The sequence below is a fragment of the Pseudomonas sp. NFACC46-3 genome, assembly GCF_900114515.1.
GTDB classification, from domain to species: domain Bacteria; phylum Pseudomonadota; class Gammaproteobacteria; order Pseudomonadales; family Pseudomonadaceae; genus Aquipseudomonas; species Aquipseudomonas fluorescens_Q.
Map to the genome: position 1 here is coordinate 1 of NZ_FOTH01000052.1, position 23623 is coordinate 23623.

19 protein-coding genes are annotated in these 23623 nt (G+C 62.5%); 7 read left to right on the forward strand and 12 right to left on the reverse strand.

Annotated elements, in window-relative coordinates; all coding sequences use genetic code 11:
• Positions 1-126 precede the first annotated feature (126 nt).
• Positions 127-1587: a membrane-bound lytic murein transglycosylase MltF gene (mltF, locus tag BM300_RS28320; RefSeq protein ID WP_092146880.1), complete on the reverse strand. Its 1461-nt coding sequence runs from the start codon at positions 1585-1587 to the stop codon at positions 127-129.
• A gap of 288 nt (positions 1588-1875) precedes the next feature.
• On the opposite strand from mltF, the gene purL reads away from it, so the two are divergent.
• Entirely contained in the window at positions 1876-5772 is a 3897-nt protein-coding gene (gene purL / locus BM300_RS28325) for a phosphoribosylformylglycinamidine synthase (RefSeq protein ID WP_092464617.1), read from the forward strand.
• 4 nt (positions 5773-5776) lie between these two features.
• Entirely contained in the window at positions 5777-6088 is a 312-nt protein-coding gene (locus tag BM300_RS28330; protein ID WP_092146884.1) for a YqfO family protein, read from the forward strand.
• A 336-nt stretch (positions 6089-6424) separates the two neighbouring features.
• Here the strand turns inward: BM300_RS28330 and nagE are convergent, their stop codons facing one another.
• From nagE to BM300_RS28355, 5 genes are read right to left on the reverse strand one after another with little or no spacing between them, the layout of a single operon-like run.
• Positions 6425-8140 carry an N-acetylglucosamine-specific PTS transporter subunit IIBC gene (nagE, locus tag BM300_RS28335; RefSeq protein WP_092146886.1) on the reverse strand — a complete coding sequence of 572 codons (1716 nt, stop codon included), beginning with the start codon at positions 8138-8140 and terminating at the stop codon, positions 6425-6427.
• 33 nt (positions 8141-8173) lie between these two features.
• Positions 8174-10687 carry a phosphoenolpyruvate--protein phosphotransferase gene (gene ptsP / locus BM300_RS28340; RefSeq protein ID WP_092464619.1) on the reverse strand — a complete coding sequence of 838 codons (2514 nt, stop codon included), beginning with the start codon at positions 10685-10687 and terminating at the stop codon, positions 8174-8176.
• A gap of 43 nt (positions 10688-10730) precedes the next feature.
• Positions 10731-11753: an SIS domain-containing protein gene (locus tag BM300_RS28345; RefSeq protein WP_092146890.1), complete on the reverse strand. Its 1023-nt coding sequence runs from the start codon at positions 11751-11753 to the stop codon at positions 10731-10733.
• Positions 11734-12840 carry an N-acetylglucosamine-6-phosphate deacetylase gene (gene nagA, locus BM300_RS28350; protein WP_092464621.1) on the reverse strand — a complete coding sequence of 369 codons (1107 nt, stop codon included), beginning with the start codon at positions 12838-12840 and terminating at the stop codon, positions 11734-11736. Before nagA ends, BM300_RS28345 begins: the two co-directional genes overlap by 20 nt.
• Before the next feature lie 17 nt (positions 12841-12857).
• Positions 12858-13589, reverse strand: coding sequence for a GntR family transcriptional regulator (locus tag BM300_RS28355; RefSeq protein WP_092146894.1), 732 nt, complete (start codon positions 13587-13589; stop codon positions 12858-12860).
• 1058 nt (positions 13590-14647) lie between these two features.
• Here BM300_RS28355 and BM300_RS28360 point away from each other — a divergent pair.
• A complete protein-coding gene (locus BM300_RS28360; protein WP_092464623.1) occupies positions 14648-15004 on the forward strand; it encodes a DUF6124 family protein in 357 nt (118 codons plus the stop codon).
• 260 nt (positions 15005-15264) lie between these two features.
• Here BM300_RS28360 and BM300_RS28365 read toward each other — a convergent pair whose 3' ends face one another.
• The 3 genes from BM300_RS28365 to BM300_RS28375 form a co-directional block, all read right to left on the reverse strand.
• Positions 15265-16401: a scabin-related ADP-ribosyltransferase gene (locus BM300_RS28365; RefSeq protein WP_139232397.1), complete on the reverse strand. Its 1137-nt coding sequence runs from the start codon at positions 16399-16401 to the stop codon at positions 15265-15267.
• 439 nt (positions 16402-16840) lie between these two features.
• On the reverse strand, positions 16841-17347 hold the full coding sequence (locus BM300_RS28370) for a L,D-transpeptidase family protein (protein WP_063324540.1): 507 nt from the start codon (positions 17345-17347) through the stop codon (positions 16841-16843).
• Between the two features lie 43 nt (positions 17348-17390).
• On the reverse strand, positions 17391-17942 hold the full coding sequence (locus BM300_RS28375) for an NUDIX hydrolase (RefSeq protein ID WP_092146906.1): 552 nt from the start codon (positions 17940-17942) through the stop codon (positions 17391-17393).
• A 145-nt stretch (positions 17943-18087) separates the two neighbouring features.
• Between BM300_RS28375 and BM300_RS28380 the strand changes: the two genes are divergently transcribed.
• From BM300_RS28380 to BM300_RS28390, 3 genes are read left to right on the forward strand one after another with little or no spacing between them, the layout of a single operon-like run.
• A complete protein-coding gene (locus tag BM300_RS28380; protein WP_092146908.1) occupies positions 18088-18687 on the forward strand; it encodes a CoA pyrophosphatase in 600 nt (199 codons plus the stop codon).
• 16 nt (positions 18688-18703) lie between these two features.
• A complete protein-coding gene (locus BM300_RS28385) occupies positions 18704-19228 on the forward strand; it encodes a gamma carbonic anhydrase family protein (protein WP_092345941.1) in 525 nt (174 codons plus the stop codon).
• On the forward strand, positions 19225-19434 hold the full coding sequence (locus tag BM300_RS28390) for a DUF1289 domain-containing protein (protein ID WP_092345939.1): 210 nt from the start codon (positions 19225-19227) through the stop codon (positions 19432-19434). Before BM300_RS28385 ends, BM300_RS28390 begins: the two co-directional genes overlap by 4 nt.
• Positions 19435-19593: 159 nt before the next feature.
• Here the strand turns inward: BM300_RS28390 and BM300_RS28395 are convergent, their stop codons facing one another.
• On the reverse strand, positions 19594-20262 hold the full coding sequence (locus BM300_RS28395; protein WP_092345937.1) for a Pr6Pr family membrane protein: 669 nt from the start codon (positions 20260-20262) through the stop codon (positions 19594-19596).
• A 3-nt stretch (positions 20263-20265) separates the two neighbouring features.
• Entirely contained in the window at positions 20266-20496 is a 231-nt protein-coding gene (locus BM300_RS28400; protein ID WP_003205228.1) for a VF530 family protein, read from the reverse strand.
• Positions 20497-20991: 495 nt separating this feature from the next.
• Between BM300_RS28400 and BM300_RS28405 the strand changes: the two genes are divergently transcribed.
• Positions 20992-23406, forward strand: a complete 2415-nt coding sequence (locus BM300_RS28405) for a glucose/quinate/shikimate family membrane-bound PQQ-dependent dehydrogenase (protein WP_092345935.1) — start codon at positions 20992-20994, stop codon at positions 23404-23406.
• On the opposite strand, the gene BM300_RS31145 is transcribed toward BM300_RS28405, so the two are convergent.
• The coding region (locus tag BM300_RS31145; RefSeq protein WP_170862117.1) for a hypothetical protein at positions 23403-23623 on the reverse strand (221 nt) is incomplete at its 5' end. The genes BM300_RS28405 and BM300_RS31145 overlap by 4 nt on opposite strands.

Here is a 23623-nt window from a genome sequence, read left to right on the forward strand (position 1 = left end):
AGCAGCTTCTTGGATCTGCCAGACACACCGGGTTGCCAGGGAGTTACTAGGGCCGCTTCGCGCCCCAGCGGGAGCAAGCTCCCTCGCCACAATGGCTCATCACTGCATCGGGATGGTGTACAGCTGTCAGAGCTGCGGGCTTTCCTGGTTAGGCTTGCTCTTGTCGACACCCGGCACGTGCAGGTTGCCCTCGGCCACCTGGTTGCCTTCGAGCTGCGGCTGCGTCACCCAGGTCAGGATGTCGTAGTAGCGACGGATGTTCGCCACGAAATGCACCGGCTCGCCGCCCCGGGCGTAGCCATAGCGGGTCTTGCTGTACCACTGTTTCTGCGACAGGCGCGGCAGGATCTTCTTCACATCCAGCCACTTGTTCGGGTTCAGCCCTTCCTTGGCCGCCAGTTTGCGGGCGTCGTCCAGGTGACCGCTGCCCACGTTATAGGCGGCGAGGGCGAACCAGGTGCGGTCGGGCTCCTGGATGCTTTCGTCCAGTTGATCCTTCATGTAGGCCAGGTACTTGGCGCCGCCCATGATGCTCTGCTTCGGATCCAGGCGGTTGGACACGCCCATGGCCTGGGCGGTGTTCTGGGTCAGCATCATCAGGCCGCGCACGCCGGTCTTGGACGTGACCGCCGGTTGCCACAGCGATTCCTGATAGCCAATGGCGGCCAGCAGGCGCCAGTCGACTTTCTCTTTCTTGGCGTAGGCCTTGAAGTGCTGTTCGTATTTGGGCAGCCGTTGCTGCAAATGCTGGGCGAAGGTGGTGGCGCCCATGTAGCCGAGGACATCGACGTGCCCGTAATAGCGGTCTTTGAGGCGCTGCAGGGTGCCGTTCTTCTGCACTTTGTCCAGGTAGCTGTTGATCTCGTTGAGCAGGCTGTTGTCTTCACCGGGGGCGACCGCCCAACTCTGGCTGCGGGCATCACCCAGGTCGAACGCCACGCGCACGTTGGGGAAGTACACCTGGTTCATCGCCACTTCGTTGGAGTCCACCAGGGTCAGGTCGATCTGGCCCTCATCCACCATGCGTAGCAGGTCGACCACTTCAACCGCGTCGGACTCTTCGTATTCGATGCCCGGGTATTGCTGTTTAAGCTGTGCCAGTTGTTCGGCGTGAGTGCTGCCCTTGAGCACCATGATTTTTTTGCCGGCCAAAGCGGCGGCGTCGGTGGGGCGTGACTGGCCGTTGCGGTAGATGATCTGCGGGGTGACTTCCAGGTAGGAGCGGGAAAACCGTACCTGCTTCTTGCGCTGTTCGCTGCTGACCAGGCCCGCGGCCGCCAATACCGGACCGTTGGGCTTGCCGATCTGGCTGAACAGATCGTCGAGGTTGTCGGCGGTCTCTATCTTCAGTTCCACCCCCAAATCGTCGGCGAAGCGCTTCACCAGCTCGTACTCGAAGCCGGTTTCACCGTTACGATCCTCAAAGTAGGTGGCGGGGCTGTTTCGGGTAACCACCCGCAGCACGCCATCCTCCTTTACGCGCTCCAGTGTGTTGGGTTTCTCAACACAACCACTGAGCACCAGGAAGAGTCCGGTTGCGATCAGCCATCTGGCATATCGCGGACGCAAAGCCGTTGGGGAAAACATCTGCGCAGTATACGCAAACGGCCCCTACCGCCATATCTCGACAGCAAAAGGCCAGTCTGCTAGCCATTGCAAAACATGTCCGCAACACAGGCCGGCCGGGGCGCGCAGGGCTTTGCATCGCTGAAAAATATCTCTTCGGCAGCCTTGGCGCGGGTGTCCGATACCGTCGCGCACGCAAAGACCGACATTCGGCCAGCACTGCGCGTGCCGTTTCGGGTGCCGTTGCCGGCGGTTTAGGCTAGAATGCACGGCCTCAAAGCACACCCCCTTCCCGAGGCTGTCCCGAAGATGTTGATCCTGCGCGGCGCTCCTGCCCTTTCTGCCTTTCGCCACAGCAAACTCCTTGAGCAACTGAGCCAGAAGGTTCCGGCTGTCAGTGGCTTGTATGCTGAATTCGCTCACTTCGCCGAAGTCACCGGCGGTTTGACCGGCGACGAACAGCAGGTGCTTGCGCGCCTTCTGAAGTACGGTCCCAGTGTTCCTGTCCAGGAGCCGGCCGGTCGCCTGTTCCTGGTACTGCCGCGTTTCGGCACCATTTCGCCGTGGTCGAGCAAGGCCAGCGACATCGCCCGCAACTGCGGCCTGGCGAAAGTCCAGCGCCTGGAGCGCGGCATTGCCTTTTATGTCGCCGGTGAATTCAGCGAGGCCGAGGCCCAACTGATCGCCGACGGCCTGCATGACCGCATGACCCAGGTCGTGCTGGGCACCCTGGAGCAGGCCGCCGGCCTGTTCAGCCACGCCGAACCCAAGCCACTGACCGCCATCGACGTGTTGGGCGGCGGCCGTGCCGCGCTGGAAAAAGCCAACGCCGAACTGGGCCTGGCCCTGGCCGAAGACGAGATCGATTACCTGGTCAACGCTTTCCAGGGCTTGAAGCGCAACCCTCACGACATCGAACTGATGATGTTCGCCCAGGCCAACTCCGAGCATTGCCGCCACAAGATCTTCAACGCCAGTTGGGACATTGACGGCCAGAGCCAGGAAAAAAGCCTGTTCGGCATGATCAAGAACACCTACCAGATGCATAACGAAGGTGTGCTGTCGGCCTACAAGGACAACGCGGCGGTGATCGTCGGCAACGTTGCCGGTCGTTTCTACCCGAACCCTGAGACCCGCCAGTACGGTGCGGTCCAGGAGCCGGTGCACATCCTCATGAAGGTCGAGACCCACAACCACCCGACCGCCATCGCCCCGTTCCCGGGCGCGTCCACCGGTTCCGGTGGCGAGATCCGCGACGAAGGCGCCACCGGGCGTGGTGCCAAGCCCAAGGCCGGCCTGACCGGCTTCACCGTGTCGAACCTGCAGATCCCGGGTTTTGAACAGCCGTGGGAAAAGCCGTACGGCAAGCCTGAGCGCATCGTCAACGCCCTGGACATCATGATCGAAGGCCCCCTGGGGGGCGCGGCGTTCAACAACGAATTCGGCCGTCCGGCCCTGACCGGTTACTTCCGTACCTTCGAACAGTCCATCACCACCCCGCGCGGTGAGGAAGTCCGTGGTTACCACAAGCCGATCATGTTGGCTGGCGGCATGGGCAACATCCGCGCCGACCACGTGCAGAAAGGCGAGATCCTGGTCGGCTCCAAGCTGATCGTCCTCGGTGGCCCGGCCATGCTGATCGGCCTGGGTGGCGGCGCCGCGTCCTCCATGGCCACCGGCACCAGCTCGGCCGACCTGGACTTTGCGTCGGTCCAGCGGGAAAACCCGGAAATGGAACGCCGTTGCCAGGAAGTCATCGACCGTTGCTGGCAGTTGGGTGAACACAACCCCATCAGCTTCATCCACGACGTCGGCGCGGGCGGCCTGTCCAACGCCTTCCCGGAACTGGTCAACGACGGCGGCCGTGGTGGCCGCTTCGAACTGCGCAACATTCCGAACGACGAGCCGGGCATGGCCCCGCACGAAATCTGGAGCAACGAATCCCAGGAGCGTTACGTCCTGGCGGTCGGTCCGGCCGACTTCGAACGTTTCCAGGCCATTTGCGAGCGCGAGCGTTGCCCGTTCGCGGTAGTGGGTGAAGCCACCGCCGAGCCGCAACTGACCGTCACCGACAGCCATTTCGGCAACAGCCCGGTGGACATGCCGCTGGAAGTGCTGCTGGGCAAAGCCCCGCGCATGCACCGTTCGGCCGTTCGCGAAGCGGAGCTGGGGGACGATTTCGATCCGTCGACTCTCGACCTCGCCGAGTCCATCGAGCGCGTGCTGCATCACCCGGCGGTGGCGAGCAAAAGCTTTTTGATCACCATCGGCGACCGCACCATCACCGGCCTCGTGGCCCGTGACCAGATGGTCGGCCCATGGCAGGTGCCGGTGGCTGACGTGGCCGTGACCGCCACCAGCTTCGACGTCTACACCGGTGAAGCCATGGCGATGGGCGAGCGTACGCCGCTGGCGCTGCTGGACGCCCCGGCGTCGGGCCGCATGGCGATCGGCGAGACCCTGACCAACATCGCGGCTTCGCGCATCGGCAAGATTTCCGACATCAAGCTGTCGGCCAACTGGATGTCTGCCGCCGGTCACCCGGGTGAAGACGCCCGCCTGTACGACACCGTCAAGGCTGTCGGCATGGAGCTGTGCCCGGAGCTGGGCATCACCATTCCGGTGGGCAAGGACTCCATGTCCATGGCCACGCGCTGGAGCGACGAAGGCGTGGACAAGAGCGTGACCTCGCCGCTGTCGCTGATCGTGACCGGTTTCGCCCCGGTCACCGACATCCGCCAGACCCTGACCCCGCAACTGCGCATGGACAAGGGCACCACCGATCTGATCCTGATCGATCTGGGCCGTGGCCAAAACCGCATGGGCGCCTCGATCCTGGCCCAGGTGCACGGCAAGCTCGGCTCGCAAGCGCCGGACGTCGACGATGCCGAAGACCTGAAAGCGTTCTTCGCCGTGATCCAGGGCCTCAACGCCGATGGTCACCTGCTGGCCTATCACGACCGTTCCGACGGCGGCTTGCTGACCACCGTGGTGGAAATGGCCTTTGCCGGTCACTGCGGCCTGAGCCTGACCCTCGACAGCGTGGCCGAGTCCAGCGCCGAAATCCCGGCCATCCTGTTCAACGAAGAGTTGGGCGCGGTGATCCAGGTTCGCCAGGACGCCACCCCGGACATCCTCGCCCAGTTCAGCGCGGCTGGCCTGGCCGACTGCGTTTCGGTGATCGGCCAGCCGATCAACAACGCCCACATCAACATCACCTTCAACGGCGACACCGTCTTCGAAGGCCAGCGCAGCCTGTTGCAGCGCCAGTGGGCGGAAACCAGCTACCAGATCCAGCGCCTGCGGGACAACGCCGACTGCGCCGAGCAGGAATTCGATGCACTGCTGGAAGAAGACAACCCGGGCCTGAGCGCCAAGCTCAGCTACGACGTCAACCACGACGTGGCCGCGCCCTACATCAAGAAAGGCATTCGCCCACAAGTGGCGGTCCTGCGCGAGCAGGGCGTCAACGGTCAGGTGGAAATGGCGGCGGCATTCGACCGTGCCGGTTTCAACGCGATCGACGTGCACATGAGCGACATCCTGGCCGGTCGTGTCGACCTGAATGACTTCAAGGGCATGGTCGCTTGTGGCGGTTTCTCCTACGGTGACGTGCTGGGTGCCGGTGAGGGCTGGGCCAAGTCGGCGCTGTTCAACAGCCGTGCCCGCGATGCGTTCCAGGGCTTCTTCGAACGTACCGACAGCTTCACCCTCGGCGTGTGCAACGGTTGCCAGATGATGTCCAACCTGCACGAACTGATCCCGGGCAGCGAGTTCTGGCCGCACTTCGTGCGTAATCGTTCCGAGCAGTTCGAAGCGCGCGTGGCGATGGTCCAGGTGCAGGAATCGAACTCGATCTTCCTGCAGGGCATGGCCGGTTCGCGCATGCCGATCGCCATCGCCCACGGCGAAGGCCATGCGGAATTCGAAAGCGAAGAGGCGCTGCTCGAAGCGGACCTGTCCGGTTGCGTGTCGCTGCGGTTCGTCGACAACCACGGCAAGGTCACCGAAACCTACCCGGCCAACCCGAACGGCTCGCCGCGCGGGATCACCGGCCTGACCAGCCGCGACGGCCGCGTCACGATCATGATGCCGCACCCGGAGCGGGTGTTCCGCGCGGTGCAGAACTCGTGGCGTTCGGACGACTGGAACGAGGACGCACCTTGGATGCGCATGTTCCGCAACGCGCGCGTCTGGGTGAACTAAGACGGTGTACAAGCTCTGCTTCTTCGTCCCGGCCAGCCATCTGGACGTGGTCAAAAACGCCGTATTCGCTGCCGGTGGCGGGCGAATCGGCGACTATGACCACTGTGCCTGGCAAGTGTTGGGCCTGGGCCAGTTTCGCCCGTTGGACGGCAGCCAGCCGTTCATCGGCGAGGCGGGGCAGGTCGAGCAGGTCGAGGAATGGAAAGTGGAGCTTGTCGTAGCCGATGAGCTGATTCGTGGGGTAGTGGAGGCGTTGAAACAGAGCCATCCCTACGAGACACCGGCGTATGAAGTGTGGCGGTTGGAGGATTTTTGATCCCGGGCCGTTGAAATGAAAAACCCGCTGATGAATCAGCGGGTTTTTTATTGGGCGCTATTTGAAGCCGATTTATCTATGTACACGAACCCTGTGGCGAGGGAGCTTGCTCCCGCTGGGCTGCGCAGCAGCCCCATAACACTCTGGCAACTCGGTGTGTCTGGCAGATCCAAGGGGCTGCTTCGCACCCCAGCGGGAGCAAGCTCCCTCGCCACGGGGATTGTACTTTTCCAGAGAGAGTGGTGTGGATCACCGGCCGAACAACACAAATTCTCTGTGGGAGCTTGCTCGCGATAGCGATTCACCGGTGTAAACGGAACCACAGAGATTGGGGGACTAGGCTTTCACATCGGCCTGACGGCTCAGCACCATTCCCTCCAACACTTGCCACAACCCCGGCGCTTTCTCCCCCAGCAACAGGTGCCAGACACCGCCTTCCAACGGGCTGACCCCCTGGCATCCCAGTGCCCTGAGGCCGCTTTCCGACAGTCTTTTGCCATCGGCCAGGCGCACCCGCAACCGGCTCATCGCCACGCAATCGAGCTGCAACACATTGCCACCGCCACCCAGCGCATCCAGCCACTGTTGCGCTTCGACCCCGGACACGCTGGTCGCGGTGACCGGTTCAACCACCGTGGCCACGGGCGCAGCGGCAGGGCGGTCGGAGGAAGGCAGGGCCAGGCGGATTTCATCGGCGATGCTGTCGGCCATCGGCCCGACCACCACCTGCAAACTCCCGCCATTGCCGGGACGCACCACGGCCATGGCGCCCAGGGCCTTGAGTTGCGCGTCGGAGGCCTTGTTGCGATCCACCATGTCCAACCGCAGCCGAGTGGTGCAGGCGCCGACGGTGATCAGGTTGTCGGCACCGCCGAGTGCTTCGATGTAGGCCCCGGCTCGTTGGTTCTGGGCGATGACCGGTTTGTCACCGGCGGGCACTTCTTCACGCCCTGGGGTTTTCAGGTCGAAGCGGCGAATGCAGAAGTCGAACACCGTGTAATAGATCACGGCATAGACCAGTCCCACCGGCACCACCAGCCAGCCGTTATTCGACTTGCCCCAGCCGAGCACCATGTCGATGAAGCCGCCGGAGAAGGTAAAGCCCAAGCGGATGTTCAGCCAATCGGTGATCGCCATCGACAGCCCGGTGAGCAAGGCATGCAACAGGAACAGCAGCGGCGCAAGGAACATGAAGGCGAACTCGATCGGTTCGGTGACACCCGTGAGAAACGACGTCAGCGCCATGGACAGCAGGATCCCGCCCATGACTTTGCGCCGCTGGGGCAGGGCATTGCGGTACATCGCCAGGCACGCAGCGGGCAGGCCGAAGAGCATCACCGGGAACATGCCGGTCATGAACTGGCCGCTATTCGGGTCGCCGGCAAAGTAGCGGGTCAGGTCGCCGGTGACCACCGCGCCGGTTTGCGGATCGGTGAAGCTGCCGAAGATGAACCAGGCCATATTATTGAGGATGTGGTGCAGGCCGGTGACGATCAGCAGCCGGTTGAACACGCCGAACACGAAGGCACCGAAACTGCCGCTTTCCATCAGCAAGGCGCCGAAACTGTTGATGCCCTGCTGGATCGGCGGCCAGATCAGACCGAACACCACCCCCAGGCCCACGGCGCTGAAACCGGTGACAATCGGCACGAAGCGCCGACCACCGAAGAACGCCAGGTATTCCGGCAGCTTGATGTCCTTGAAACGGTTGTACAGCGCGCCGGCCAGCAGGCCACTGATGATCCCGGCGAGCATGCCCATGTTGATGCTGGCATCGAGCACCTTCAAGGTCGCGATCATCACCAGGTAACCGATGGCCCCGGCCAACCCCGCCGTCCCGTTGTTGTCCCGGGCGAAGCCCACGGCGATGCCGATGGAGAAGATCAGCGGCAGGTTGGCAAAAATCGCCTGGCCGGCATCGTGGATGATGGCGATGTTCAACAGGTCGGTGTCGCCCAGGCGCAGCAACAGGCCGGCGATGGGCAGGATCGCGATGGGCAGCATCAGTGCCCGGCCTAGGCGTTGCAGTCCTTCGATGAAATGCTGGTACATGGCGTCTCTCCCTTTATTGTTCTTCGACGTGGCTCAGCCCAGGGGCCAGTGTTGATGACAGGCCTGGCGCACGGCGGCGGCACTGCCCAGGTTCAGCAGCTCGCCGCTGAGGCGGGCGCACTGGGCGGCGTCGAGGTGCCGCACGCGGTCCTTGATTGCGCCGATCTGCGGCGGACTGACCGACAGTTCACGTACACCCAGCCCGATCAGCACCGGCATCGCCAGTGGATCGGAGGCCAGGGCGCCGCATACACCCACCCAGCGACCATGTTTCGCCGCGCCGGCACAGGTCTGGGCGATCAGCCGCAGCAGCGCCGGGTGCAGGGCATCGACCCGGGCGGCGAGGCCGGCGTGGTCGCGGTCCATGGCCAGGGTGTATTGCGACAGGTCGTTGGTGCCGATGGACAGGAAGTCCGCATGCTCGGCCAATTGTTCGGCCAGCAACGCGGCGGCCGGCACTTCGATCATCACTCCCAATTGCGGGCGTTCGCCCAGGCCCAGTTCGGTGCCGAGGGCATCTAGGCGTTGGCGGATGTGCAGCAGTTCGTCGACTTCGGTGACCATGGGCAACAGGATCCGGCAGCGCCGCAGCGGACGGGTTTGCAGCAAGGCCCGCAGTTGCTGGTCCAGCAGATCCGGTCGCACCTGGGCCAGGCGAATGCCGCGCAGGCCCAGCACCGGGTTGGCTTCGGTCGGCAGCGGCAGGTAATCCAGTTGCTTGTCACCGCCCACGTCGATGGTGCGGATGATCACCGGCTTGTCGCCCATGGCCTCGAGCACAGCTTGGTAGGCCTGGCGTTGTTCCTCTTCGTCGGGCGCGGTATGACGGTCGACGAACAGAAATTCGGTGCGCAGCAAGCCAACACCGTCGGCACCGTTTGCCCAGGCCTGGGCTGCATCGTCGCTGGAGGCGACGTTGGCCGCCACTTCCACGGTGACGCCGTCAAGGGTCTGGGCCGGGGTGTGGGCGAGCGCTTGTTGTTGGGCGCGTCGGCTGGTCTGCCAGAGCTGCTCTTGATGCACCTGGGCCAGGCGCTCGGCGCTGGGCCTAAGTTCGAGGCGACCGTCGTCTGCATCCAGCACCACCCCTTGCCCCAGCGCCTGGGCAAGCAGCTCGTCACCCAGCGCCACCAGGCACGGCAAGCCTTTGCCCCGGGCCAGGATCGCCACATGGGAGGTTGCGCCGCCCTCGACCATGCACACGCCGGCCACGCCTTGGGCGCTGAGTTGCAGCAGGTCCGACGGGGTCAGTTCCTGGGCGGCGACGATGGCGCCGGGCGCCACGTCGAATTGCCAGGCCTCACCCAGCAACACCCGCAGGACCCGTTGGCGCAGGTCGCGCAAATCATTGGCGCGCTCGGCCAGCAATGTGCTGCCCAGTTGTTGCAGCACCTGGCATTGCCCATCGATGGAATGGCTCCAGGCGTGGGTCGCGGCGCTGCCTTGTTCGATAAAGAGGTAGGCGGCATCCAGCAACACTGGGTCTTCGAGCAACGCCAGATGAGCGCTGAAGATCGCTTCTTCGTCGCGGTGGCGTCGGGCCTTGGCGTTTTCCAGGGTGAGGCGGATTTCGCCACTGACCTGAGCCAAGGCATTGTCCAAGCGGTGTCGCTGCTCTTCGACGTCATGGCCGCCAGTGTCCTGGGGCAATTGAATGCCATTCAGCCGAACCAGCGGCCCGGTCACCAGGCCGGGGGCGGCACACACGCCATGGAGCACACCGTTTTCGGCGGCAGGGCGTTGCGGCTTGATGGCCGGCGCCACGGCATGGGCTTCTTCCGCCAGGGCTGTGGATAAGGTCGCCAGCAAGGCTTGCAGCGCCGCCTCGGCATCGCTGCCCTGGCAACTGACGTGCACTTGCGCTTGTTCGGTGATGGCCAGGCCCATCATCCCCATCACGCTGTCGCAAGAGGCCGACTTGCCTTGGAAATGCAGGTGCGAGCGGCTCTTGAAGCCCTGGGCGGTCTGGCGAATCAGCGCCGCCGGCCGGGCATGCAGGCCGCCGCGATGGGCGATGCGGACCTGGCCGAAGACTTCGTGGCCGATCTCCTGGTCATCGTGTGACGTTTCGCCCGGGGCCTTGGCGATGATATGCAGCAGTGGTTCGCCGACCTTCACCCCCTTGAGCGTGATGGGCCGCGCCTGGAAGTGTTCGCCGTTGGTGATGACCAACAGGCTGACCAGGCTCTTGCAGCGCAGTGCCACTTTGTCCACGTCGTAACGCAGCAGCGGCTGACCATTGCTGACCCGCGCCCCTTCCTTGACCAGCATGGAAAACCCGTCGCCCTGCAGCTCGACCGTGTCCAGGCCCAGGTGCAGCAACAGTTCGGCGCCGTTGTCGGCCCGCAGGGTCACGGCGTGGCCAGTGCGGGCGACGTGAATCACTTCACCAGCGCAGGGCGCGTAGAGGGTGTCGTTCAGCGGGTCGATGGCGATCCCGTCGCCCATGGCGCCGCTGGCGAACACCGCGTCCGGGACGTTGGCGAGGGTGAGCACCGGGCCGCTGAGCGGGGCGCTGAGGGTCAGCTCTTTATTATTGTTGGGCATGGGGCGCTCTCATCAGACTCTCTATAAAAAGAAAACCGTCGGTTCAGTGCGTACGGGTGACCTTGCTCAAGTACCGTGGCTGGTCCGGATCCAGGCCTCGGGCCACGGCCAGGCTCGCGGCCATCCCATAAAAGCTCTGGATCGCCAGGATCGGGTCCAGGGACGGGTGTTCGGCGCGGGTCAGCGTCAGGTCGCGTTCGGCGATGTCATCCGGCGCCGCCAGCAACACCCGGGCGCCGCGCTGGCGCATGTCGGCGGCCAGGCTCAACACGCCGGCCTGCTCGGCACCGCGAGGGGCAAACACCAGCAACGGGTAGTTTTCATCGATCAGCGCCATCGGCCCATGACGAACCTCGGCACTGCTGAAGGCTTCGGCCTGGATCGCCGAGGTTTCCTTGAATTTGAGCGCCGCTTCCTGGGCGATGGCGAATCCGGCGCCACGGCCAATGACCATCAACCGCTGGCAATCGCGCAGGGCCTCGACGGCAGCACGCCAATCCTGGCGGGCGGCCTCTTGCAAACCTTCGGGCAGGGCGCTGCCGGCTTCCAGCAACTCGGCGTCGTCCTTCCAGTGCGCCACCAGCCGCGCACTGGCGCTGAGGGTGGCGATGAAACTCTTGGTGGCGGCGACGCTGTTTTCGACGCCGGCACACAGCGGCACGCTGAATTCACAGGCGGCTTCCAGGGGCGAATCGGTGGCGTTGACCAGGGCCACGCTCAAGGCGCCGCGCTTGCGCAACAGGCGCAGGCTGTTCACCAGGTCCGGGCTCTGGCCCGATTGGGAAAACGCGAATGCTACCTGGCCACTGACCTTCAGCGGCGCCTGTTGCATGGTCACCACCGACATCGGCAACGAGGCCACCGGGATGCCCAGTTGCTGCATGGTGAGGTAGGCGAAATAGCTGGCGGCGTGGTCGGAACTGCCACGGGCGACGGTCATCGCCACTTGCGGTGGCTGACGGCGCAGGCGTCCGGCGATTTCCTCGAGGGCCGGGTCCAGTTGCTGCAACTGGCGCTCGACGGCTTCCCACGAGGCCAAGGCCTCTTCAAGCATTTTGGAAGTCAATGGCTTCTCCTTCGACCATCACGTCGGTCAGGGTCAGGGAGCGGTCAAGGCGCACGCAGTCGGCCCAGGCGCCGGGTTGCAAGCGGCCGCGCTCGGGCAGGCCGAGGTAGTCGGCGGGAAACTGGGACAGGCGCTGGGAGGCTTCGGCGAGGGGCAGACCGATTTTCACCAGGTTGCGCAGGGCCTGGTCCATGGTCAGGGTACTGCCGGCCAGCGTGCCATCGGCCAGGCGCACGCCGCCCAGGCACTTGGTCACGGTGTGGCTACCCAGCTTGTATTCGCCATCGGGCATGCCCGCGGCGGCGGTGGAGTCGGTGACGCAATACAGGCACGGAATCGAACGCAAGGCCACGCGCATCGCACCGGGGTGTACGTGGAGCAAGTCCGGAATTAACTCGGCATATTGAGCATGGGCCAGCGCCGCGCCGACGATGCCTGGCTCGCGGTGATGCAACGGGCTCATGGCGTTATACAAATGGGTGAAACTGCTGGCCCCGGCGGCCAACGCCGCGACGCCTTCTTCATAACTGCCCAGGGTATGACCGATCTGCATGCGCACGCCCCGGGCGCTGAGGGCGCGGATCAAGGCATCGTGACCGGCGATTTCCGGGGCGATGGTAATCACGCGGATCGGCGCCAGGGCCAGGTAACTCTCCACCTCGGCCATCAGCGCGGTGTGGGCGAAATTCGGTTGCGCGCCGAGTTTTCCGGGGTTGATGTAAGGGCCTTCCAAATGCACGCCCAGGACTCGGGCGCTGCCGTTCGGGCGTTGTTCACAGAACTCGCCGAGGGCCTGCAGCACGCTGGCGATTTCTTCGCTGGGCGCGGTCATGGTGGTGGCCAGCAGCGCGGTCGTGCCGAAGCGCACGTGGGTGCGGGCGATGGTTTCGAACGCCGAGGCGCCTTGCATGATGTCCTTGCCGCCACCGCCGTGGACGTGCAGGTCGATGAAACCGGGCAGCAGGTAGGGCAGGTCGTTGCTGGCCGGGTCGCAAGGCTGGCCTTCGATGGACACGACTTTGCCGTGCGCATGGATCAGGCGGCCGCGAACCCAGCCATTGGCGGTGAGGATATTGTCTTCGGACATGGGGACTCTCTAGTCGTCTAGCGCCGCAGCTCTGCGACAAAGTCGTAGTAGTCGTTGCGGCAATAGGTGTCGGTGACTTCGATGGGAGTGTTGTCTTCCAGGTAGCCGACCCGGGTCATCAGCAACATGGCGGTGCCGGGGGCGATGCCCACCAGGGCGGCGAACTCGTCCGAGGCGTTGATGGCCTGGATGTGTTGCAGGGCGCGCACCACCGGCTTGCCGATGCTGTCGAGAAATTCATAGAGCGAATCGCCCACTGCCTGTGGCTTGGGAATGATCGAGGCGGGCAGGGTGCTCATCTCGATGGCCATGACCGTGTCGTCGGCCTTGCGCAAGCGCTTGAGCCGCGCGACTTTGTCGGTGGGCGACAGGCCCAGGCGGATCAGTTCTTCGTGGGTTGGCGGGGTGATGTCCCGTTCCAGCCATTGGGACCCGGGCACGAAGCCTTTGAGCCGCAGCATCTCGCTGAAGCCACTGAGGCGTGACAGCGGCTGTTCCAGGCGCGGGGTGATGAACGTCCCCGAACCCTGGTTACGGCGGATCAATCCTTGTTCGAACAACACTTCCAACGCCTTGCGCGCGGTCACCCGGGAAATGCCCAGTTGCTCGCTCAAGCTGCGCTCGGACGGCATAGCCTGCTCGGCTTTCCACTGGCCGGCATGAATCGCCGTCTCCAGGTTACGCGCCAATTGCAGGTACAGCGGCGTGGGTTGGGTGTCGTCGGGGCGCAGGGCCAGGATGTCGTTCATGTGGGTGTCCGATGCGGTTATTGAGTTGTTTGTCGCCCGGTAAGTGAGGTGGAAACTAATACCACTTGAATACCATGTCAACGCCGCATGCCCTGGATTTAGAGGGGTTATTGAAGGGTTTTGGTGGGGTGGGATTGAAGTGGTATTAGAGGTTGGGGGTTCGAAAGCAAAGATCGCAGCCTGCGACAACGGTCGCTGGGTGAACTGGTATTCATCTGTAGGTAATTTCTGATTTTGCGATTTTTTGATTTTATTTTTCGATGCTGACGGGCGGTCACCCGAGCCTTGGGCTAACGGGCTGTTGTGGCGAGGGAGCTTGCTCCCGCTGGGGCGCGAAGCGGCCCCAAAACCTGACAACGCGGTGTGTCAGGCCAATTGAGCTGACTGCCTTGGGTCTGCTGCGCAGCCCAGCGGGAGCAAGCTCCCTCGCCACAGGGGATGGTGTTTTGGCGAGGGGATTTAGCGAAACGTCGCACCGCCCCGCTGGGGCGCGAAGCGGCCCTAAAACCTGACAGCGCGGTGTGTCAGGCAAATTGAGTTAACTGCCTTGGGGTCTGCTGCGCAGCCCAGCGGGAGCAAGCTCCCTCGCCACGGGAATGGTGTTTTGTGGCGAGGGGATTTATCCCCGCTGGGGCGCGAAGCGGCCCTAAAACCTGACAGCGCGGTGTGTCAGGCAAATTGAGTTGACTGCCTTGGGTCTGCTGCGCAGCCCAGCGGGGATAAATCCCCTCGCCACAGAAATTGCGGTCTGTCAGACGCACCGAAGTTTCCGACAAGTTTTTAAGGTTGTCCCTCGGAAGCGCGGGCTCTAGCCTTTGGGTGTCGCTGCCAATTCAGCGACCGGATTTGACCGTCCGAACTCACAAGGAGCATCAGCGTCCCAAGACCTAGCTCAGGCGTTTTTCTTTCGTCTGAGGTATCGTGTCGCGGCGGCTGTGCGCGGGACGTCTTCGGGCGTGCCGGGTTTTCCTGTGATCCGGTCGGTCAACCCGTGTACAGCTGCCACTTTTTTGTTTGACCGCGGAATGGTGGTGGCTCCATTGCCACAGGAGCTGCACATGATCAAAGAAACCCCAAACCCTCCAAAACCCGCATCCACGTTCCCCTACGGCGATTACGCTCCCGAAAGACTGAAAGAAGCGGCCGACCGCGCGATGGACCATTACCTCAAGCCTGAAGACAGCGCATCAGAAGCCAAGCCGGCGCAATTGTTCACGGTAGTGGACAGTGTCGATACCGAAGCCCTGTTAGCCAACCTCAGCGAAACCCTGGCATCAGCCAACGCAATGCTCAGCGACCTTGCCTTCGACCTGGAAGGCTCGCGGCGGCATGTGGCGTTGGGGGTGGCGCAGATGATTGAGTTGGGGGCTTTGTTGGCGAACAAGTGCCTGGACCGGGCAGAGCTTCGGACTTGATGCAATAAGTGCCGGCCTCATCGCGAGCAAGCTCGCTCCCACAGTGGGTTCGTGGCGTACACAAATATGTCAGCTGACATCACCCCTTGTGGCGAGGGAACTTGCTCCCGCTGGGGCGCGAAGCGGCCCCAAACCCTGACACCTCGATGTGTCAGGCAAATTGAGTTGCCTGCCTTGGGTCTGCTGCGCAGCCCAGCGGGAGCAAGCTCCCTCGCCACGGGGGATGGTGTTTTGTGGCGAGGGGATTCCTCCCTTGAAAACTATTGGTGGAGGTTCTCAAGCCGGCACGCTTCTTTTTCGATGCCAATGCACTCGACCGGTTGGCTCACGCCTTTCTCGAAACGGCGGGCGTTCATCAATAGGCCGCCTTTGATGCCGCCGATGAACGCGTAGGCGCCTTCACGCGAGCCAGCGCTAGGTATCGACAAATCAACCGCCACGCTGTTGGGCCTGACCTCATATACCCAGCCGCCATTTTTTGCTTCCTGGGTTGCCCAGAGCTTGGCTTCGCTATAATCGCGAAACGCTACAACGAGCGATCGGGCCGTGGAGTCCTCCAGCCAGCGCGCCGATCTCAAACTTGGTGGCAAAGAGTTCCAGCCCCGTAGCCCGTTGCTAAGCGCATCCGCTCCCTGCACGGGGTTGATCGTCGTAGAGCCGACGGCCCAAAGGGATTGTTTGGTCGTTACCCATGCCAGCCCCTCTGGAGGCGTCAGCCGGCTCCAATTGATGGAAATCGCGGCGACGTCCTGCATCGACTCGCGGCCGGTGGGGGCTCGGTAGTTTGGGTTCGGCCTGCATTTGGCAAGATCGTCTTTGTGACAGGCCTGTTTGATGAAGTGCCCCTTGACCCCGCCCGGGAAGCTGATTTCCTGGTCTCTTGGAAAGGGCCCCCCCGATGGCACCTGATCGATTCCGTGGGGGGCAGTGAACTCGTACACCCATTCTTTGGCATAGTTTTGGGCCCAGGCCAGGCTGCGCGTTGTACTGCTGAACACCGTTCCCTCGCTTCCGCTCGCGTGGGTGATCCAGTTGTATATCCATTCGTTCTCAGGGACGCCCACAGCTTTGGGCAACAGCCCCTTCTCGAAGGCATCGAGGCCCTGACCCGTCGTATCTCCCCGATAGAGCGTGTCCATGTCGGTACGCCAGCGCAACCAGGGTGTAGTTTTTTGGATATCCACGCTCGGATCCGCCGTAACCTGAAGCCAGGCTTGATACCACGGCTCCTCTTTACCCTCCGCAGGCGCCCCGGCCCCCCACGCATCGGCCCCCGACTGCCAAACACCCGCCAACGCCACCGCCACCACCGCGGTCGTCCGTATAAAACTGTTATGAGTTGTCATGATTTGATGTCCATCTGGAACGGTGAAGCCCTGTCGAATCACATACGTCATGACTGCCTATGCTTCGACGTGACACGTCTCACTATGAATTCTGCGGGGCGTCGCGCCACCGCATCAGTTTTGAGGGTAGATCAAAGCTGATAAGGCGGTTGCGCTCCGCTTCCGGGACTTGTAGCAAGATGTGAGATCGACACCGTCCCTTGTGGTGAGGGGATTTATCCCCGTTGGGGCGCGAAGCGGCCCTGATTCCGGCAACACGGTGTGTCAGGTAAATTTGAGTTGACTGCTTTGGGGCTGCTGCGCAGCCCAACGGGGATAAATCCCCTCGCCACAGAGATAGCGGTCTGTCAGACGCACCGAAGTTTCCGACAGCGCGAAGCGGCCCCAAAACCTGACAGCGCGATGTGTCAGGCAAATTGAGTTGCCTGCCTTGGGTCTGCTGCGCAGCCCAGCGGGAGCAAGCTCCCTCGCCACAGGAGCTGCTTCGGGGCTATGGACGAATCTCGATCATGGTGCCATCCGGCACTAGGTTCCAAACCTCGCGCATATCCACATTGCGCATGGCGATGCAGCCATCAGTCCAGTCCAGCGTATGGAACAACTGCTCAGGGTTCTCTTCCGAATCCGGCGTGCCGTGGATCATGATCATGCCCCCCGGTTCCACGCCTTCACGGCGGGCGCGGGCGGCGTCGGTGATGTTGGGGTAGGAAATGTGCATCGACAGGTAGAAGCGGTCGCTGGTCTTGCGCCAGTCGATCCAGTAGAAACCCTCGGGGGTGCGCTTGTCGCCTTCGATCAGCTTGGGGCCTTTCTTGGCGCCCTTGCCCAGGGAGATGCGATAGGTCTTGAGCGGCTTGCCGTCGTTGATCAATTGCAATTGATGGGCGGACTTGAGCACCAGTACTTTTTCGATGGTCTTGCCGTTGTAGGTTCCCGGCGCGGAAGCCTGGGACACAGCGGTGAACGACAAGCAGAACAGGACAAGCAACCAGCGCATTGAAACGATATCCCTAGAGGTGTCGCGGCTATTAATGGGTTTTTTATGTATTGGCAGGCTGGGCCAGTGGCGGGATCGATTCGGATCGCACCGGGTAATCTTCGGCCCGGCGGTCCGCATAGAAATATTCCAGGGTGCGGCCCACCGTGCGGAACGCCAGTTCATTCCAGGGAATATCCGCTTCTTCGAACAGCTTCACTTCCAGGCTCTCGGGCCCGGCGGCGAAATCCTCATCCACCAGTTCGGCGCGGAAGAATACATGTACCTGGCTGATATGCGGTACGTCAATCAGCGTATAGATGCTCAAATTTCGCACACGGGCGCAGGCTTCCTCGGCGGTTTCGCGTACGGCGGCCTGTTCGACCGTCTCGCCGTTTTCCATGAAGCCCGCCGGCAGCGTCCAGTAACCACGCCTTGGCTCGATGGCGCGTCGGCACAACAAGACTTTACTGCCCCAGGTCGGTACGCAACCGGCCACGATATTGGGGTTCTGGTAATGGATGGTGTGGCAGGTGTCGCAAACAAAACGCAGGCGCGAGTCGCCTTCGGGTATGCGCTGGGTCACCGGGTTACCGCACTGGCTGCAGAATTTCATGCTTGGATTCCTGAATGCTGCGCCTATCTTGGCGTGCGTGGGCCGGTGCGGCAAGTTGTCGTTTCGCGACACGACGCGGTGCGGGGGTTGGGCCGCTTGAACGATTGGTGCATGATGCAAGGTAGCGAATAAATCGAGAAGTCTCATGCTGGACGAGCTACTGCATCGAGTAAGCAACCATACCCCGCACGATCTGCAGGCTGACCGACGTTTCCCTGAAGCCGCGGTGCTGGTGCCGATTACCCGCAGCGATGAACCGGAGCTGGTACTGACCCTGCGCGCCAGCGGGCTCTCGACCCATGGCGGCGAGGTGGCGTTCCCCGGCGGGCGCCGCGACCCGGAAGACCCGGACCTGATCTTCACCGCCTTGCGCGAAGCCGAGGAAGAAATCGGCCTGCCGCCCGGCCTGGTGGAAGTGATTGGCCCCCTCAGCCCGCTGATCTCGTTGCACGGCATCAAGGTCACGCCTTATGTCGGAGTGATTCCGGACTACGTCGAATACCAGGCCAACGATGCCGAGATCGCTGCGGTATTCAGCGTGCCGCTGGAGTTTTTCCGCAAGGACCCACGCGAACACACGCACCGCATCGATTACCAGGGCCACAGTTGGTACGTGCCCAGTTATCGCTTTGGCGAATACAAGATCTGGGGACTGACGGCGATCATGATCGTCGAATTGGTCAACCTGCTGTACGACGCCGAAATCGACCTGCACAAACCGCCCAAGAGTTTCATCAATACCTGACGCCCCGAGGACTCTCATGAAATATCGCCTGGGCGATGCCCGTGTCGAAACCCACCCACAGAGCTGGGTTGCGCCCAACGCCACGCTGGTGGGCAAGGTCCGCCTCGAAGAGGGCGCCAACGTCTGGTTCAACGCCGTGCTGCGCGGTGACAACGAACTGATCCTGATCGGCAAGAACAGCAACGTGCAGGACGGCACGGTGATGCACACCGACATGGGCTATCCGCTGACCATCGGCACCGGCGTGACCATCGGCCACAACGCCATGCTCCATGGCTGTACGGTGGGCGACTACAGCCTCATCGGCATCAACGCGGTGATTCTCAACGGCGCGAAGATCGGCAAGAATTGCATCATCGGCGCCAACTCGCTGATCGGCGAGGGCAAGGAAATTTCCGACGGTTCGCTGGTGATGGGCTCGCCCGGCAAGGTGGTGCGTGAACTGACCGAGGCCCAGAAGAAAATGCTCGAGGCCAGTGCGGCGCACTATGTGCACAATTCCCAGCGCTACGCCCGCGACCTGTTCGAGCAGGAACCATGAGCGCCCCTGAACGCCCGGTGCCTTCGCCCTGCGTGAACATCTGTGCGCTGGACGATGAAGACATCTGCACCGGTTGCCAGCGCACCGTGGCGGAGATCACCCGTTGGAGCCGGATGGACAACGAGGAACGCCGTGGGGTTTTGGCGTTGTGTCATGAACGGGCCAAGGCCAGTGGGTTGGTGTGGATGTTGCCGGCCAGGCGGTGATGTCCACTTGCGAACACAAAAACCTGTGGCGAGGGAGCTTGCTCCCGCTGGGCGTGAAGCAGCCCCAATAACGCACTGACAACTCGGTGCGCCTGGCAGATCCAAGGGGGGGCTGCTGCGCAGCCCAGCGGGAGCAAGCTCCCTCGCCACAAGGGCATCTCACAAGGCTTTAGTCGATCGTCGTCCAACCCACCGATCCAACCCCACCACCACCAGCGCAATCCCGACAAACCCCAGCAATATCCCCCCAGCATTGATGAACACCTGCGGATAACCCAGGTTCGCCACATCGATGAAAGGGTAGGGATAAGCCGCCAATAGATCCCCGCGCAGCAGGACATAGGCGAAATACACCAAGGGGTAGATTACCCACAGCCCGATGTGGCCCAGGCGCAAGGTACCTTTGGGCACCCACAGCCACCAATAGGCGATGTACAGCAAGGGCACCACGTCGTGCAGCAACTCGTCGGCTACGAACTGCCAACCTTCGGGTTGCCAGAGGTGGCGCAGCAGCAGGTTGTAGGCCAGCCCGACCAGGGCGATGCTCACGGCGATGCCGCTGCGCACACTGGGCAGCAGGAACCAGCGCCGGGCCGCCGATTCGCCAGGGGTCAGTTCCCAGGTCAACACCACGGCCACCAGGGTGTTGGTCAGGACCGTGAAGAAACTGAAGAAACTCACCAGCCCGCCCAACAGGCTCGCGTCCAGTTTCCAACGACCCAGCAGGATCAGATACAACTGGATGCTCAATCCCACCCAGCCCAGCAGTGCCGTCACCGAGACAAAACGCTGTCGCAGCGTGAGGTGACGACCCTGATCACTGCCCACGGCTCAGACCGGCCGCTTGGTGCGCATCAACTTGATGTACAGGCGCTCGACTTTCTCCCGCGCCCATGGCGTCTTGCGCAGGAAGGTCAGGCTCGACTTGATGCTCGGGTCGCTCTTGAAGCAACGGATGTCGATGCGCTCGGCCAGCCCCGACCATTCATAGTGCTGCACCAGGGCATTGAGAATCTGCTCCAGCGTCACGCCGTGCAGCGGGTTGTTGTTGGGTTCGGTCATGGGAGGTCTTCGCGGTAAAGGTGTAAAGCCGCGCACCTTAGCCGAGGTGCCCCTTTGGTGGAAGCATAGCCTTCATCATGGCCGCCAGCGCCCAGCGCACTGTTACCGAATCCGAGATGATTCATGTCAGCAAAAGCCCTTTCTCTATTGAGAACAGGACATTATCCTTGCCCGCTTGCTGAAACGCTTCTTCTGGCGTGCCGAAGTCTCTGCGTCCAGCTCAATCCTGCTGAAAGATCAAAGAACGCCCAGTGTTCAGATTTTGAAAGACAGCGCTGTCTTTCAGGATTTCTGTAGGAGCGAGCTTGCTCGCGATAACGATTGCACATTCAACATTGAAGCCGGCTGACACACCGCATCGCGAGCAAGCTCGCTCCCACAAGGGATCGCGGCAACCGAATTTGCCTTTTTTCAACTGAACCATGCCCCTGCAAGATCGTCATCTACAGTGACTACTTGCGCGGAACTCCTTAAAACGTCACGGAGAAACACACTATGAGCACTGAGGGTGCTTTGAGTCGAAGCCGTCTGCTACCGAGTTTGCTCGGCATTCTGCTTCTATTGATGGGCCTGGCCCTGTTGGCCGGGGGAGTCAAGCTGAGCACGCTTGGCGGCTCGTGGTATTACCTGCTGGCCGGTATCGGCCTGGCGTTGACTGGCGTGCTGCTGATCATGGCCCGCCGCGCGGCCCTGGGCCTGTACGCGCTGGTGCTGTTCGCCAGCACCGTGTGGGCGTTGTGGGAAGTGGGCCTGGATTGGTGGCAACTGGTGCCGCGCCTGGCGCTGTTGTTTGCCCTGGGCATCGTCATGTTGCTGCCGTGGTTCCGCCGCCCGCTGTTGACCGCCGATGCCTCGGCCACCGGAACCCGCGCATTGGGCGCCGCCGTGGTCATCGCCGGTGTCGCCGCCCTCGCCAGCCAGTTCACCAACCCAGGTGAGATCAAGGGCCAACTGGATCGTGACAGCGTGCCGGGTATGGCCAACACCGCACCGGCCATGCCGGACGGCGACTGGAACTCCTACGGGCGCAGTGCCCATGGCGATCGCTATTCGCCGCTGGCGCAGATCACCCCCGAGAACGTCAGCAAACTGGTGCCGGCCTGGACCTATCGTACCGGCGACCTGCCAGGGCCGAACGACCCTGGCGAGACCACCGCTGAAAACACCCCGCTGAAGGTCAACGGCATGCTTTATGTGTGCACGCCCCACAGCCAGGTGATTGCCCTGGAACCTGAAACCGGCAAGGAAATCTGGCGTTTCGATCCGAAGCTTTCCACGCAAAAAGCGGAGAACTTCAAGGGTTGGGCCCACATGACCTGCCGTGGCGTGACCTATCACGATGACGCCGCGTACGCCTCTGCCGAGCAGAGCCCGACCGGCGCCGCCAGCACCACGCCCGTCAGCACCGTCTGCCCGCGGCGGATCTTCCTGCCGACCGCCGACACCCGCCTCATCGCCCTCAACGCCGACACCGGCAAGATGTGCGAAGACTTCGGCGACAAGGGCCAGGTTGACCTGACTGCCAACATCGGCGGTTTCACGGCCGGCGGTTACTACTCCACGTCGCCACCGGCGGTCACCCAGAACCTGGTGGTGATCGGCGGCCACGTCACCGATAACGTCTCCACCGACGAGCCAAGCGGTGTGATCCGTGCCTACGACGTGCACACCGGCAAGCTGGTGTGGAACTGGGACAGCGGCAACCCGGACGACACCGCGCCGATTGCCGAGGGCAAGACCTACACCCGCAATTCGCCGAACATGTGGTCCATGTTCAGCGTCGATGAAAAACTCGGCATGCTCTACCTGCCGATGGGCAACCAGACCCCCGACCAGTTTGGTGGTTTCCGTACGCCGGAATCGGAAAAATATTCAGCTGGACTGACCGCCCTGGACATCGCCACCGGCAAGGTGCGCTGGTACTTCCAGTTCACCCACCACGACCTATGGGACATGGACGTCGGCGGTCAACCGACCCTGATGGACATGAAGACCGCCGATGGTGTGAAACCCGCTGTATTGGCGTCGACCAAGCAGGGCAGCATCTACGTGCTGGACCGCAGCAATGGCCAGCCGATCATCCCGATCAAGGAAATCCCGGTGCCCCAAGGCGCGGTGGAAGGTGACCACACCTCGCCGACCCAACCGATGTCCGACCTGAACTTCGTGCCGCCGGTCCTCAAGGAACGCGACATGTGGGGCGTGACCCCGTTCGACCAGATGCTCTGCCGGATCGACTTCAAGTCGCTGCGTTATGAGGGCATGTTCACGCCGCCGTCGCTGCAAGGCTCAATCGTTTACCCGGGTAACTTTGGTGTGTTCGACTGGGGCGGTATTTCGGTGGACCCGGTGCGCCAGATCGCCTTCGTCAACCCGAGCTACATGGCGTTCAAGTCCAAATTGGTGCCGGCAGCCGAAGTGGCTGGCGGTCCGGGGCGCAAGAGCGAAACCGAAGGCGTACAGCCGAACAAAGGCGCGCCGTATGGGGTGATCCTCGAAGCGCTGCTCTCGCCGATGGGCCTGCCTTGCCAGGCGCCGGCCTGGGGTTATGTGGCGGCGGTGGACCTGACCAACAACAAGACCTTGTGGAAACACAAGAACGGCACCGTGCGTGACAGCTCGCCGGTACCGATCCCGCTGAGCATGGGCGTACCGAGCCTGGGCGGCACCTTCACCACTGCCAGCGGCCTGGCGTTCCTCAGCGGCACCCTCGACCAGTACCTGCGTGCCTATGACGTGAAAAACGGCAAGCAACTGTGGGAAGGTCGCCTGCCAGCGGGGGCCCAGACCACGCCGATGACCTACACTGGCAAGGACGGCAAGCAATATGTGCTGGTCGTTGCGGGTGGTCATGGCTCCCTGGGGACCAAGCAGGGTGATTATGTGATTGCCTACAAGCTGCCGGATTAAGCCCAACCGGCGGCAATGAAAAAGGCGACACCTTGGCGGGTGTCGCCTTTTTTGTAGCTTGAACACAGGCCTTTTTGAGCTTTTGAGCTTTTGAGCTTTTGGGCTTTTGGGCTTTTGGGCTTTTGAGCTTTTGGGCTTTTGAGTTTTTGGGCTTTTGTGGCGAGGGAGCTTGCTCCCGCTGGGCTGCGCAGCAGCCCCCTCTCAAGCTCACTCAATC